Source organism: Nibribacter koreensis (genome assembly GCF_039541795.1).
In the GTDB taxonomy this organism is placed as follows: domain Bacteria; phylum Bacteroidota; class Bacteroidia; order Cytophagales; family Hymenobacteraceae; genus Nibribacter; species Nibribacter koreensis.
The window spans coordinates 895,632-909,109 of sequence record NZ_BAABGX010000002.1 but is presented as its reverse complement, the minus strand read 5'-3'; the positions used below and the strand labels follow the sequence as shown (position 1 = coordinate 909,109).

At 50.0% G+C, this 13,478-nt stretch carries 13 protein-coding genes; 6 read left to right on the top strand and 7 right to left on the bottom strand.

Annotated features, from left to right (window positions below; translation table 11 throughout):
• The first annotated feature begins 2 nt into the window (after positions 1–2).
• The 6 genes from rpmG (at position 3) to ABD880_RS11115 (ending at position 5,480) form a co-directional block, all read left to right on the top strand.
• Positions 3–191, top strand: a complete 189-nt coding sequence (gene rpmG, locus ABD880_RS11140; protein WP_066508181.1) for a 50S ribosomal protein L33 — start codon at positions 3–5, stop codon at positions 189–191.
• A gap of 2 nt (positions 192–193) precedes the next feature.
• Entirely contained in the window at positions 194–346 is a 153-nt protein-coding gene (locus tag ABD880_RS11135; protein ID WP_071887815.1) for a DUF4295 domain-containing protein, read from the top strand.
• A gap of 113 nt (positions 347–459) precedes the next feature.
• Positions 460–1,422, top strand: coding sequence for a signal recognition particle-docking protein FtsY (gene ftsY, locus ABD880_RS11130; protein WP_066508182.1), 963 nt, complete (start codon positions 460–462; stop codon positions 1,420–1,422).
• A 355-nt stretch (positions 1,423–1,777) separates the two neighbouring features.
• Complete coding sequence (gene rimO, locus ABD880_RS11125) at positions 1,778–3,139, top strand: 30S ribosomal protein S12 methylthiotransferase RimO (protein ID WP_345165868.1); 1,362 nt, start codon at positions 1,778–1,780, stop codon at positions 3,137–3,139.
• A 202-nt stretch (positions 3,140–3,341) separates the two neighbouring features.
• Positions 3,342–4,901, top strand: a complete 1,560-nt coding sequence (bshC, locus tag ABD880_RS11120; RefSeq protein WP_345165865.1) for a bacillithiol biosynthesis cysteine-adding enzyme BshC — start codon at positions 3,342–3,344, stop codon at positions 4,899–4,901.
• 3 nt (positions 4,902–4,904) lie between these two features.
• Positions 4,905–5,480 carry a 5-formyltetrahydrofolate cyclo-ligase gene (locus ABD880_RS11115; RefSeq protein ID WP_345165862.1) on the top strand — a complete coding sequence of 192 codons (576 nt, stop codon included), beginning with the start codon at positions 4,905–4,907 and terminating at the stop codon, positions 5,478–5,480.
• A 378-nt stretch (positions 5,481–5,858) separates the two neighbouring features.
• On the opposite strand, the gene ABD880_RS11110 is transcribed toward ABD880_RS11115, so the two are convergent.
• The 7 genes from ABD880_RS11110 to ABD880_RS11080 form a co-directional block, all read right to left on the bottom strand.
• Entirely contained in the window at positions 5,859–6,239 is a 381-nt protein-coding gene (locus ABD880_RS11110; protein WP_345165860.1) for an SRPBCC domain-containing protein, read from the bottom strand.
• Positions 6,240–6,288: 49 nt separating this feature from the next.
• Positions 6,289–6,891: a hypothetical protein gene (locus tag ABD880_RS11105; RefSeq protein WP_345165858.1), complete on the bottom strand. Its 603-nt coding sequence runs from the start codon at positions 6,889–6,891 to the stop codon at positions 6,289–6,291.
• A gap of 113 nt (positions 6,892–7,004) precedes the next feature.
• Entirely contained in the window at positions 7,005–9,521 is a 2,517-nt protein-coding gene (locus ABD880_RS11100; RefSeq protein ID WP_345165856.1) for a S9 family peptidase, read from the bottom strand.
• 107 nt (positions 9,522–9,628) lie between these two features.
• The gene (gene mnmC2, locus ABD880_RS11095) at positions 9,629–10,306 is read right to left on the bottom strand and encodes a tRNA (5-methylaminomethyl-2-thiouridine)(34)-methyltransferase MnmC2 (protein WP_345165853.1); all 678 of its coding nucleotides are present in this window, start codon (positions 10,304–10,306) and stop codon (positions 9,629–9,631) included.
• A 231-nt stretch (positions 10,307–10,537) separates the two neighbouring features.
• The gene (locus tag ABD880_RS11090; RefSeq protein WP_345165851.1) at positions 10,538–11,191 is read right to left on the bottom strand and encodes a hypothetical protein; all 654 of its coding nucleotides are present in this window, start codon (positions 11,189–11,191) and stop codon (positions 10,538–10,540) included.
• 294 nt (positions 11,192–11,485) lie between these two features.
• Entirely contained in the window at positions 11,486–11,878 is a 393-nt protein-coding gene (locus ABD880_RS11085; RefSeq protein WP_345165848.1) for a VOC family protein, read from the bottom strand.
• Between the two features lie 100 nt (positions 11,879–11,978).
• Positions 11,979–12,941, bottom strand: coding sequence for a YihY/virulence factor BrkB family protein (locus ABD880_RS11080; RefSeq protein ID WP_345165846.1), 963 nt, complete (start codon positions 12,939–12,941; stop codon positions 11,979–11,981).
• Positions 12,942–13,478 lie beyond the last annotated feature (537 nt).

The window sequence follows — 13,478 nt, the reverse complement described above, 5'->3', positions numbered from 1 at the left end:
CGATGGCAAAGAAAGCTAAAGGCAATAGAGTTCAGGTGATTTTGGAGTGCACTGAGCAGAAAAACTCCGGCGTACCTGGCATGTCTCGGTATATCACTACCAAAAACAGAAAGAACACTCCTGAGCGTATGGAGATGAAGAAATTCAATCCTTTCATGAAGAAAGTTACCGTTCATAAAGAAATTAAATAACCATGGCTAAGAAAGTAGTAGCAACCCTAAAGACCGCCACTGGTAAAGACTGGGCGAAGGTGATCAAAGCTGTTAAGTCTCCTAAGACTGGCGCTTACACTTTTAGAGAAGAGATGGTGCCGATTGACCAAGTTCAAGACGCTCTTAAAAAATAATTGCCTTATATCGCAATCAAGATATACCTGTAAAAGTCCCTCCATACTAGGGACTTTTTTGGTATTCAACCCTTTTTACTTTTCATCCACCCCAACCGCCTCTACCCACCAATATGGCACTTTTCGGTTTCTTCAGTAAAGACAAAAAAGAATCTCTGGACAAAGGCCTTGAGAAAACCAAGACCAGCTTCCTGGACCAGCTTAGCAAAGCGGTGGTGGGTAAGTCCAAAGTGGACGAGGAGGTCTTGGATGAGCTGGAGACGGTGCTGGTACACGCAGACGTGGGGATTGGGACCACCGTCAAAATCATTGAGCGCATTGAGAAACGCGTAGCCCGTGACAAATACGTAGGCACTTCTGACCTGGACCGCATCCTGCGCGAAGAGATCATGGAGCTCATGGAAGAGAACAAGGGCGGGATTGCCGCTGACTTCACCCTTCCAGACACCGGCGGACAGCCGTATGTGATTATGGTAGTAGGCGTGAACGGCGTGGGCAAGACCACCACCATTGGTAAGCTAGCCTCGCAGTTCCACAAAGCCGGTAAGAAGGTAGTGCTGGGTGCGGGTGATACGTTTAGGGCTGCCGCTGTGGACCAACTCAAAATCTGGGGTGACCGCGTGGGCATTCCAGTGGTGGACCACGGCATGAACACTGACCCTGCGTCTGTGGCTTATGACGCCGTGAAGAAAGGCGTGGAGATGGGAGCAGACGTGGTGATTATTGACACCGCTGGCCGTCTGCACACCAAGGTGGGTCTCATGAACGAGCTTACTAAAATCAAGCGCGTGATGCAGAAAGTCATTGACGCCGCGCCGCATGAGGTGTTGCTGGTCTTAGACGGTAGCACCGGTCAAAATGCGGTCATCCAAGCCCGTGAGTTCACCAAAGCCACCGAGGTAACGGCCCTAGCGGTAACCAAATTGGACGGAACGGCCAAAGGAGGCGTCATCATTGGCATCTCAGACGAGTTCAAGATTCCTGTTAAGTACATTGGTGTAGGGGAGCGCGTAGAGGACCTGCAGGTGTTTGACAAGCGCGAATTTGTGGACTCTCTGTTCTCCAAAAACAAATAAGCCGTTTTTAGGCTGTTTTCCAGAAAAGAGGCCGAAAACGGCAGTTTCTGCTTCAATTACGCCAGTCCTACTTCAAGTTTTCAACTTGGAGTCATTCATGTAGCAAGTTTTTAACTTGCGGATTAAGGAAGGCCCAAAGAACGCATTTTTGAGGCTTGCACCTCACGCCAGTTGGAAACTTACGGCCATAATAAGTCCAAGTTGAAAACTTGAACCAGAGAAGAAATTGAGGATATTGACTATCCTTTCAGTATAAAAAGAACATCGCAATTCCATTTAATTGGGCGCAGACTAAACCAAAAGAGCCTGTTTGGTTGTTGCCCTTCCATCAAAGACAGGCTAAAGTAGAAGGCACGTGAAAGTAAGATCCCTTAAACAAGACAAATACAACGTTATCACCCTGGGTTGCTCCAAGAACCTGGTAGACTCAGAGGTGCTGATGGGCCAGTTGCAGGCCAATGAGTTTGATGTAGTGCATGACTCTGAGAAAGACGATGCCAACATCATCATCGTGAACACCTGCGGCTTCATTGACAATGCCAAGCAAGAGTCTATTGACACCATCCTGCGCTACGCAGACGCCAAAGACGCCGGCGCCATTGACAAACTCTATGTGACCGGTTGCCTTTCGCAACGCTACAAAGACTCTCTGGAAACTGAAATTCCGCAGGTGGACGCCTACTTCGGGACGCTGGAGTTGCCGCAGTTGTTGAAGACCCTAGAGGCCAACTACAAGCATGAACTCATTGGTGAGCGCTTAATCACCACGCCTAAGCACTACGCCTACTTTAAAATAGCCGAAGGTTGTAATCGTCCCTGCTCATTCTGCGCCATCCCCTTGATGCGCGGCAAGCACATGGACCGCCCCATGGAGGATCTGGTGCGCGAAGCCACGCGTCTGGCCAACATGGGCACCAAAGAACTCATTCTCATTGCCCAAGACCTGACCTATTACGGCTTACAGCATTACGGGGAGCGCAAGCTAGCCGAACTGCTACAGCGTTTGTCAGATGTGAACGGCATTGAATGGATTAGAATGCAATATGCCTACCCAAGCCAGTTCCCGATGGATGCCCTGGACGTGATGGTAGAACGTGACAACATCTGTAAGTACCTGGACATGCCGTTGCAGCATATCTCGGACAACATGCTCAAGACCATGCGCCGCGGTATCTCTAAACGTCGTACGCTGGAACTGGTAGACACCATCCGTCAGCGCGTGCCAGACATCGCTCTACGCACTACCTTGATTGCCGGTCACCCCGGTGAGACCCAGAAGGACTTTGAGGAGATGTACCAATGGGTAGAGGAGTCACGCTTTGACCGTCTGGGTATCTTCACGTACTCGCATGAGGAGAACACGCACGCCTTCAGCCTGGAGGACAACGTGCCAGATGAGGTGAAGCAAGAACGTGCCGATACCATCATGGAACTACAGCAGGGCATCTCTATGGAGTTGAACGAAGCCAAAGTAGGCAACACCTACAAAGTGCTGTTTGACCGCAAGGAGAGTGGCTACTACGTGGGCCGTACCCAGTATGACTCCCCAGAGGTAGACAATGAAGTATTGGTGCCCGCAGACAGCGCCTATGTGCGTCTGGGAGACTTCGCCAACGTGAAAATCACCGACTCTTCTGACTTTGACCTGTACGGCGAGGTAGTAAGCGGCGTACACGAATCCAAGCACATAGTAGCGGCAGATGCTGTTTCAGAATAATCCGTTTTTGGCCTAGTTTCCAGAAATCAGGCCGAAAACGAAAGTATAGAACCTCACAGAGCCCCGTGCTTTGTGAGGTTTTTTTGTCGGTTTCCTGCAAGGAACCAGTTCTAAGGAGGCAGACTTACAAGACCGAACGCAAATCTCAAAATAGCGTTTACCTTTGCAGCGTCGGTTATATAAAAGGATGACCGCTCCCCGTATGAAAGTTTCCTGTATTGACTATAGCGCCACCGGTGCCTTCTCTAAATTGGTTGTGGATTATCTCAACAGAGATGCCAAGCTCCAGCCCTTCTACCAACATTTTCCAGAGGTGTCTGCCTTCTCCAAGATTATGGAAGAGCGCCAGTACCCAGCCGCCCAGCGCCAGGTTCTGGTAGAGGAACTACAGCGCCAGTACCAAGGCGTAGAGGTGCCAGAGGCGGTGCAGGCCAACATCTCGGCGCTAAGCCAGGAGCAGGCCTTTACCATCACCACCGGCCATCAGCTCAACATCTTCACCGGTCCGCTGTACTTCATCTACAAGATTGTGACGGCCATCACTGCCGCCCGAGCCCTGCAGCAAGCCTACCCAGACCAGACGTTTGTGCCGGTGTACTGGATGGCTACCGAGGACCATGATTTTGCCGAGGTGAACCATTTCACGCTCTTCGGGAAGACGTATACCTGGGAGAGCGAGGAGAAAGGCGCCGTGGGTCGGTTTGCCACCGATGGCCTGAATGAAATCTTGGACGCCCTGCCAGAGCAGTACGAACTGTTTGAGGAAGCCTATACCAACAGCACCACCCTGGCCGAGGCTACCCGCAAGATTGTCACTGGCCTGTTTGGGGTGTACGGCGTGGTCTGCGTAGACGGCGACAGCCCTGCCCTTAAGAGACTGTTTATCTCCGCAGCGCAGAAAGAACTGACGGAGCAGGCCTCCTATAAAGCCATCACCCGCACCAATGAGGCTCTGCAAGCCCAAGGCTACAAGCCGCAGGTCATGACCCGTGAGATTAACCTGTTCTACCTGGATAACCAACTGCGCGAACGCATTGTGCAGGAAGACGGTCATTATAAAGTCTTGAACACTCCTTTGGTTTTCACCGAGGCAGAAATCTTGCAACACCTGCAAGAGCATCCAGAGCGCTTCAGCCCGAACGTGGTGTTGCGGCCTTTGTATCAGGAAATGGTGCTGCCCAACCTAGCCTACATTGGCGGCGGCGCCGAAGTGGCGTACTGGTTTCAGTTGAAAGGGATTTTTGAGGCGTTTCAGGTTCCGTTCCCGGCGGTGATGTTACGCAACTCGGCCATGTACCTGACCAAGCCCAACGCCCAGCGTTTGGAGAAGCTAGGGCTTACGCCTTTGGAGATGTTCAGGGAAATGCCTGAGTTGAAGAAGCGCCTGGCCGAATTGTTGAATCAGGAAGAACTAAGCCTGGAAGCCCAGCGCCACGCGTTGGAAACCGCCTACAAGCAGGTAGAAGAACTGGCCCAAAGCATTGATCCCACGCTGGTGAAAGCCGTCGGCGCCGAGGCGCAGAAGGCCAGCCAGAGCCTGCAGATGCTGGAGAAGAAGCTGAACAAGGCCATTGAGAACAAAAACGACACCGCCTACAACCAGCTGGCCAACCTCAAAGAAAAACTCTTCCCAACGGGTGTGCTACAGGAGCGCGTGGACAATCTGCTGTCGTACCAGACCAACAACCCAGACTTCATCCAGCATTTGGTAGAGGCGTTCCAACCATTCGGACATCAGTTCACCGTATTGCAAGAAGACTAAACCATGCTAAAGGCCGAACTCAGGAAAGCCTACCTCACCAAGCGCCGCAGTCTCTCTAAGGCCGAAGTGGAGGAGCTCAGTCAGCAGCTGGCCGACCGGTTTTTCGAGGCCTTTGCCCCGCGCGCCGGTCAGACGGTGCACGTGTTTCTGCCTATCCAACAGCACCGGGAAATTAATACTTGGCACATCATCCATAGGCTGTGGGCTGAGTTTCCGGAGGTGCGGGTGGCCACGTCTGTCTCGCATCTGGAGGACTGCAGCATGACGCATTATTTGCTTACGCCTTCCACCCAGCTGCTTGTCAATAAATGGGGAATCCCCGAGCCGGTGCAGGCGCAACAGATAACAGAAGCGGAGATTGACTTGGTGCTGGTGCCGCTGTTGGCCTTTGACTTGCAAGGCCACCGCGTGGGCTATGGCAAAGGCTTCTATGACCGTTTTCTGGCTCTTTTACCCAAATCAAGCCAAAAGCAAGGTTTGTCTCTGGAGCCGCCCATCCTCCAGATTGAAGACGTACACCCTCTGGATTTAACTTTAGATGCGGTGATTACCCCTTCACAGGTGTATCGTTTTTTCTGAAAGTAGTGCTCATATAAGGCGTCTATAGTCAAGTTCTCCCCTTGAGGGGAGCGGAGAGGGGTGTTTACATCAACTGATTAAACTGGTAGAAGAAAGCAATGCGCGAAAGACAATGCCGTGCCATTGTCTCTACACAGATAATGTATGTTAAGCGGTGTCAGCTTTGATGAAACGCTGATATAACTTGCCCACAAGGTCCTTTCAGGATGACAAATGGGGGAAGGATTGGAAGGGGAATGGATGGTAAGCATTTAAACAATAATACCGTTTTTGGCCTGTTTCCTAGGAAATAGGCCAAAAACGGTATTTGCTAAAAATGACTCGAGACTCAAAACTCGCGACTCGGGACTCAAAACTCGCGACTCGGGACTAAAGAAATTATCCTTCAAAAAAAGCAATGAGGTTGCCCACGTAGCTTTCTTCCCAGCCTTCTACTAGGTCTTCGTAGTCCTCATCCGGGATGTTGGTCTGTTTTACTTCCAGCGAGGTGCCTAGTTTGTGGGCGTGGGTTTTGATGGTGACAATGGATGGTTCTTCCTGCTCGCCAAAATACCACTGCTGCACAATCTTGCGGTTTGCTTCAAACTCCAGATTCTTGCCCACAATGCTTCCTTCCCAAAGGGAGAACTCTGAGCCGGGGGTGGTGGACATTTCCACGGGGTCGCCGGTCCAGGTTTCTAGGACGGTGGGGTTGGTGAGGGCTTCGTAGACCTCTTCTGGCGAGGCGGGCACGATGAAGTATTTCTTGAATTCTTTCATATTCAGGTTGACTAGCGCGAATGGCAAAAGTACGGACAAAAATCAGGTCTTACTTGACTTCTATGATTTCGCCGGTGTCCAGTACTTTAAAGGTCTTCTTGGTAACGGTAAGCTTTCTGGTTTTGGGAATCTCCTGGTAGGCGGCGTCAAACTCCCAGCGGGCGGTGCTGTAAAGAATAACAATAGTCAAATCTTTCTGGATGGTGAGCTGTTCACTGTGCTGAAAACCCGGTTCTTCGCCGCATGGGTTGAACTTGAGGTCTTGCTCGTCTAGCACGGCGCCCTGGTGGTCAAAGGTTCTGAGGCGGGGCAGGAGGTCATCGGTGGGGTAGATGGCTAGCAGAGCTTCTACGTTAGGACTTACCTGTATCTTCTTGTAGACCTTCTCAAACTCTTTCACATACTTGCCAATCATGGTAGAGTCGGGGTCTTTGGCTTCTTCATATTTGAATCCGCATTTGGCCGTGAAGGGCAGTGGCAATACCGGCAACTTAGCCATAAACGCTTGGTACCTGGCCTTGGAGGAGATGCCTAACACCTGGTTCTCAGATTCTACCACTGGCACTGACTCATACTGGGTGTTGTTGTCTCTGGAGCAGGAGAAACATCCAAATAGAAGCACAAGGCAAATACTAGAGAAGAGCTTTTTCATAGGCCAGGGGTATTTCCTGTTGCATACGCATTTCTGGCGACTGGGTAGATTAAAAGCAAAAAGCCAGTAGCGTTTGACGGCTACTGGCTTTTATGATGAGAAGGGAAGGTAGATTATTCCTCGTCTTCTGGCGTGGCTCTGCGCGCGCCGGCTCCAGCCTTATTGTTCTGCTCCATGTCGCGGTTCATCTCGGTCATGTCAACCGTCTGAGAGAAGTCACCTAGTAAGTATTTGGTGAAATAGTCAGCCGTCATCCAGAAAGAATACTCAGTCATGTCACCGTAGCCATGGCGTTGGCCGGGCATCATCACCAGGTCAAAGCGCTTGTTGGCTTTCATCAAGGCGTTGGCCATTCTGATGGTGTTGGCCGGGTGCACATTGTTGTCTACGTCGCCGTGAGTCAACAACAGGCGGCCCTTCAGGTTTTTGGCCAGGTCTGGGTTCTTGTCAATGGAGTATTGGAAAGTAGTGTCCCCTTTGGCGGTAATCACCTCTTTCACGCCATGGTGTTTCTCAGACCACCAACGGTTGTAGATGTTGTTCTCATGATTACCCGCACCCGAAACGGCTACTTTGAAGAAGTCTGGGTACACCAGCATGGCAGCGGTAGACATAAAACCACCACCAGAGTGACCGGTAATGCCCACGCGGTTGGCGTCAATGAATGAGTAGCGGTCTGCCAATTGCTCTACGGCGGCTTTCTTGTCGGCCAAGCCGTAGTCACGCAGGTTGCCGTAGCCGTAGGTGTGGTACCATTTAGAACGGGCCGGGTGACCGCCACGGTTACCCACGGTAATCACAATGAAACCTAGTTGTGCCAAACGGTCCACACGGTCCATGCCCCGGCTAAAGGCCTTGTTCACGGCCTCGGTCTGCGGACCAGGGTAGATGTACTGGATGATAGGGTATTGTTTGGTAGAGTCAAAGTCATACGGCTTGTACATAACACCATACAGATCCGTGATGCCATCGTCTGCCTTTACTTTGAATGGCTCCGGGAATTTGTAGCCCGTGGTCATCAAGCGGGAAAAGTCAGATTTCTCCAGGTCCATTACTTTCTTGCCGTTGCTGTCATACAAAGCGGCTGCCGGTACGGTGTTCACTCTAGAGAAATTGTCTACAAAGTAACGGCGGCTGTCGCTCATGCTCATGTTGTGGTCAAAATCGCCTTTGTTCAGAAGCTTAAGGCCAGAACCGTCAAAGTTGATGCGGTATAGGTGCATGAAGTACGGATCTTCCTTGGCTTCATGGCCGTTGGCTGAGAAGTATAGCACACGGGCTTTCTCATCAATGGCTACCAGTTCCTCGGTGTGGAAAGGGCCTGAGGTAATCTGGTTCTTGAGCTTGCCATTGGCATCATGTAGGTAGAAATGGCCCCAGCCATCACGCTCAGACCAATGAATCATCTCATTGCCGCCATTCACTAAGCCAATTCTAGAAACTTCTACATAGGTATTGAAACGCTCTTCAATCAAAGGCTTCACGGTGCCAGATGGAATGTCCAGTACGCAAATGTCAATCTTTTTCAAGTCACGGCTGGTGCGGGTAAAATATACCTTGTTGGCCGTGCCGTGCCATACGTTAGGACGGAACTCGTCATCACGGGAGCTTTGCTTAGCCGGGGCTGGCCACACAGACAGTTCCTGGTCTTTGAAAGCGGCAGTGTTAATCTTCTTGTGAGTCTTCTCTGCGAAGTTGAACAACACCATCTCTCTGATAGGCGCTTCTTTCTCACCCGGCATCTGGTACTTGTAGGTCTCCAACGCCGGACGGCCTGCCGCCGTGTTATGGATTACCCACAGGTCCTTCACCTTGCGGGAATCTGTGCGGGTCAGCATGAAGTGTTTTGAATCTGGAGACCACAATACAAACGTAGGCTTGCGGTTCTTTTGGTTTTTCTCCTTCTCCACGTTGGTCTCACCGTTGCCGTCGCCGCCGTAGCTGTAGAACTCCACGCCGTCTTTGGTCAATTGATGCTCCACAATGGTAGAGTCCTTCTCGTTTTTCAAAGCCTTCTCATAGTTGGCCTTGTCCATCCAATAAAGGTTAAAGTTCTTGGCAAAGATGATGAACTTCTGATCCGGGGAGATAGAGGCCCACATAGGCTTGCGCTTCGGCTTCTCATAGTCTTTCAACTCTGTGAGCTGACGCGTGGCCAGGTTGTACTGGAAGTAGTGGGTTTTTTTCTCCAGAGAGTCGGCGGCTTTTTTGTCTAGGCGGTCTTTCTTGACCACGTCCACAGAGCTCTTCACCTCAAACTGCACGCTTTTCTCGTCCTCGGTGAACTTGAGGTTCTCAATAGGCAAATGCTGGGCGTCAAACGGGTCTTTGACAATCACCGTGATGGCGGCAGCCAACTTATCTAGGTCAAAGATGGCGCGCTTGCTTTTGGTGGCCGGGTCTACCACGTACCAGTTCTTGCCGTTGGTGGTCTCATACTGGTACCAGAACTGGTCCGTTTTCTTGAGCCAGTGCGGATCCAGATTGGTAGTGAAGATGATTTTTTCTAATTTTTTTGGGGAGAACTTGGCCGCCAGTTGGTAATTGCCTTTGGCCTGCTGCCCAGATGTTTGGGCTTGTAACCCCAAGCCAGCCAACAGAAAGGCTGCCAGGAAATAAAGGGTTTTCATGTAAAACGTGGAGTTGTTAGTTTGTATGCAGGAATATACAACTACATGGCCACATTATCTTCAAATGAGGACTGTCTCTCAGTTTTTTACAAGTATTTAATAGATTGTTACTCTGTTGGTTTAACTCCACGCGTCATCTCACGCTTGCCCGGAGGTCCTGGTAAAGCCTCTACCTTGAAACCGGCGGCTTTCAGGCTTCGCTTGAAACTTCCTTTGGCGCAGTAGGTCACCAGCGTGCCACCCGGCGCTAAGGCATCATACATTTTCTGGAAAATGGCGTCCGTCCAAAGGTGTGGTTGCTTTTCAGGTGCGAAGGCGTCAAAATACACCAAGTCATAGCTCTCTGGCTCCGGGGCGAAGGCCTCTAAATCTATTTCCAGTTTTCTGAGCGTGAACTGCGGCGTGATGGCCACGGCTTGTTCCCACGGCGCAGCGTGCAAGGGTTGAAAGAAGTCCAGCAGTTCTGGGTTAAGGATGAATTTGTCAAAGCCCAACTGACCTACCACCTCCATAGAAAGCGGATACTTCTCCAGCGTGTCATACACCACTTCGGCTTTGGTGGCCAAGGTATGCTGCAAGGTGAGCAAGGCATTGAGGCCCGTCCCAAACCCAACTTCCAAGATGCGCACGGCGGCCCAACGGGTCAAAGCATCTTCCAGCCCCATCTTAATGAATACATGCAAACTCTCCTGCAAGGCCCCATGCACCGAATGATAGTGCTCATTCAACTCAGGTACAAATAACGTAGTGGAACCGTCTCTTGTCTGTCTAACCTCTAATGCCATTTTTAAAATTAGAAATTAAAAATTAGAAATTAGAAATTGGGGCAGAGGTTGTGACTAAGAAGAGAAGAACTGAAGATTCATAAATAACCGTTTTTGGCTTGTTTTCAAGGAATTAGGTCAAAAACGAAGCAGGCGGGCCATTTTGGCCCGCCTGCTTCGTTTTGTTATATAAAGGATGGCATTCATAGCAACCCCAATTTCTAATTCGTAATTTCTAATTTTTAATTGAAACTAGTCCACGTACCCCTCATACTGGATGCTGGTGATGCGGCCTTTGGAGAGGTGGAAGCGTAGCCAGGAGTTGCGTTCCCAATCGCAGACCTCAATCACGTTCTTCTGCTCTTTGATGTAAAGCTTGTAGCCCTGTATCTTCTTGATGAGTTCGTCACGGGTCATGCCTACTTTGATGCCGTTGCGCAAGGTCAGGTTCTGGCTCTTGACATCGGCGTAAGAAAGCAGGTAGCGTTGCGTGTACACCGGGTAATAGAGCTCTACCGTGCTGGAGTCAAAGTTTAAGTGAAACAGGGTGTCAATGTATTTGGCATTGTGCAGGTTGGCTACCGTGTCACGCACAATCTTGTAGGTAGATTTTACCTGGGCCACATAGTGCTTCAAAGCAGGCTCTGGCTCCAGCAGGAATGGGTTGGAGATGAAATCTGCGGCGCGGCGCACCTCAGAATTGCTTTCCAGGTTGAATTCGTTTTTCTGGTAGAAGGCGTCTACCGCCGTTGAGTTGTTATAAAAGCGTGATTGGGCGGGCCTTGCCACAACTTTCTTAGGCTTGTTGTTGCTGGCCGTCACGCGCGGGGTATCTGGCTCAAGTTTGCCTTGGCAAGCATACGTCCATAGTGGACAAAAGAAGAGGAGCACTAACAGCCGCCGCATACCAGAATGAGAATGAGTCAGAATTAAAAGGGGGATGGTACCCTTATACGGATTACCCGAAGAAAAGCTACCGTTTTAGACCACAAAAGTTGTCTTTTATTGTGACCAGAAAATCTTGTTTTACCCCTATGTTCTTCTAAAATAAATTATATGATTTGGATTTCCTAATGGATAAATGGAATAACCGTGTGATTGGTTCATTGTTTTTGTAAGAATGTGTGTCTAATTGTAACTATCAGTATAATAGTTAGTTGAAGGGTTGTTGGTCAGTGGGTGTACTAATGTAGTAACCTTTTATGTACTGCTTGGGGCAAACACATGGTGGGGGGCATAAGCCACCTCCAGCACATAACCGTCTGGGTCTTTAAAGTCTACCGTGATGTACCCTGCTGAATAGTCCATTTCTATGGGGCCTCTGATGATGGTTGCGCCCACCTCACGCAGATACGTGCCAACCGCATGGACCGTGGACGCATCCTCTGCCCTAAAGCACAGATGCCGAACGCCCAGCGTGTCTTGCCGCATGAGGCCCGGCTTTTCTACCAAGTAAAAATCACAGTTAGTCGTGGCAAAGGAAAAGTGGTTGAGCTGGGTCCAGCCAATAAGTTTAAACAGGCCCTGGTAAAAAGGAAAGGAGCAGGAGAGGTCAGAGACCCAGAATTCTAGGTGATGAATGCCAGCGGCCATAGGGGAGGTATACAGGCTGCAAAAATAGCAAACGGCCCAGAAAACAGAGAGGTTTATTTCCGTTTTTGGGCCGTTTTATGAAAATTAAGCTAAAAACAAATTAACTCCTGAACCGGCCCTGCGCAGGCGGACGGCCGGCTTTGGCCTCGTCAGAATCTGCGTAGGGAACTTCACGCACCTCAATGCGCACCGAGTTTTCATTGGGTACTATGGCCTGGCCAAATTTTTCGGCGTACTGCTGGGTCACCTCGGCCCCAAAGAAGATGATCAAAGACGAGTAGTAGACCCAGGACAGCAGAATGACAATGGAGCCGGCGGCCCCATACGTGCTGCCCATGTCGCTCTGGCCAATGTACCAGCCAATGAGGTATTTGCCCAGCAAGAACAAAAAGGCCGTCACGGCGGCGCCCACCCATACGTCACGCCATCTAATCATGGCGTCTGGCAGGTACTTGTAAATAAGCGCGAACAAAAGCGTGATAAAACCCATGGACACCACTATGTCTAGCAGGTAGATAAAGAAGACGGCAATGCCCGGCAAGAGCTGTTGCAGGTACTCGGTTAACACGCCCAGCAAGGCACTGATCACCAAACTCACCAGCAACAGAAAAGACACGCTCAAGATCATCCCGAAGGAAAGGATGCGGTCCATGGCCAGTTTGAGCATGCCGTTCTTGGGCTTGGTCTTCAAGTTCCAGACGTTGTTGAGGGATTCTTGCAGTGTCACAAAAATGGTAGTGGAGGCAAAAATAAGCGTGGCAATTCCAATCCAGGTGGCTACCGTGCTGCCGCCCTCTATTTTTACGCTCTTCAGGGACTCTTCTAGCTGCAGGGCTGCGTCATGGCCAATGAACTCGTCCAGTTGCTCATACAGCTGGCCGGTCACCGCCTTCTCCCCGAAGAAATAACCCGCCGTGGCAATGACAATATAGAGCAGGGGTGGCAGGGAAAAGATGGTGTTATAGGCCAAGGCTGCTGCCAACCTAAACGAGTTGTTCTCCATGAACTGTCCCCCCGAGTCTTTCACTAAAGAAAAGATGTCCTTAAAAGTATATTTAGCCATAGGCGAATAATGTAAAAGCTTAATATTAGTTGCTCTTCCCCTTACGTGAACTTAAGGCCATGGTTAAATTCTGTTAAGAATTAAGAATTAAGAATTAAGAATTAAGAATTAAGAATTAAGAATTAAGAATTAAGAATTAAGAATTAAGCTCGTTTTAACCGTCAAACCTTTTTCAAGCATTCACTCAATCACTAAGCCATTCAATCACTCATTAATTTGTCATCCTGAAAGTGGAACATTCCGGTCTTGCTCCATAAGATCTTGTGGGCAAGCTAGACAGGCGGTGGCTAGAGGCAAAGAGCCAATTTTGGCTTGTTTTCCGGAAAACAGGCTAAAAACGCTAGCTCCTTTCTCTGCTTCAAGCTTACAGCTTGGAGCTACCAATCAGGCAAGTTTTCAATTTGCCTGATCGTAACCACAATCTACAAGCTTGCGAGAAAAGAGATTGGTTTTTGGGCTATTTTCCAGAAAACAGGCCAAAAACGGAAGCTCCCCAGCCGCGTGTCTTGCAGCTGGGGAGCTTTCTATAGATGATTT

Coding starts and splice junctions, on each gene's coding strand:
- rpmG (WP_066508181.1), top strand. CDS start 3: ATGGCAAAGAAAGCTAAAGGCAATAGAGTTCAGGTGATTTTGGAGTGC.
- ABD880_RS11135 (WP_071887815.1), top strand. CDS start 194: ATGGCTAAGAAAGTAGTAGCAACCCTAAAGACCGCCACTGGTAAAGAC.
- ftsY (WP_066508182.1), top strand. CDS start 460: ATGGCACTTTTCGGTTTCTTCAGTAAAGACAAAAAAGAATCTCTGGAC.
- bshC (WP_345165865.1), top strand. CDS start 3,342: ATGAAAGTTTCCTGTATTGACTATAGCGCCACCGGTGCCTTCTCTAAA.
- ABD880_RS11115 (WP_345165862.1), top strand. CDS start 4,905: ATGCTAAAGGCCGAACTCAGGAAAGCCTACCTCACCAAGCGCCGCAGT.
- ABD880_RS11110 (WP_345165860.1), bottom strand. CDS start 6,239: ATGAAAGAATTCAAGAAATACTTCATCGTGCCCGCCTCGCCAGAAGAG.
- ABD880_RS11105 (WP_345165858.1), bottom strand. CDS start 6,891: ATGAAAAAGCTCTTCTCTAGTATTTGCCTTGTGCTTCTATTTGGATGT.
- ABD880_RS11100 (WP_345165856.1), bottom strand. CDS start 9,521: ATGAAAACCCTTTATTTCCTGGCAGCCTTTCTGTTGGCTGGCTTGGGG.
- mnmC2 (WP_345165853.1), bottom strand. CDS start 10,306: ATGGCATTAGAGGTTAGACAGACAAGAGACGGTTCCACTACGTTATTT.
- ABD880_RS11090 (WP_345165851.1), bottom strand. CDS start 11,191: ATGCGGCGGCTGTTAGTGCTCCTCTTCTTTTGTCCACTATGGACGTAT.
- ABD880_RS11085 (WP_345165848.1), bottom strand. CDS start 11,878: ATGGCCGCTGGCATTCATCACCTAGAATTCTGGGTCTCTGACCTCTCC.
- ABD880_RS11080 (WP_345165846.1), bottom strand. CDS start 12,941: ATGGCTAAATATACTTTTAAGGACATCTTTTCTTTAGTGAAAGACTCG.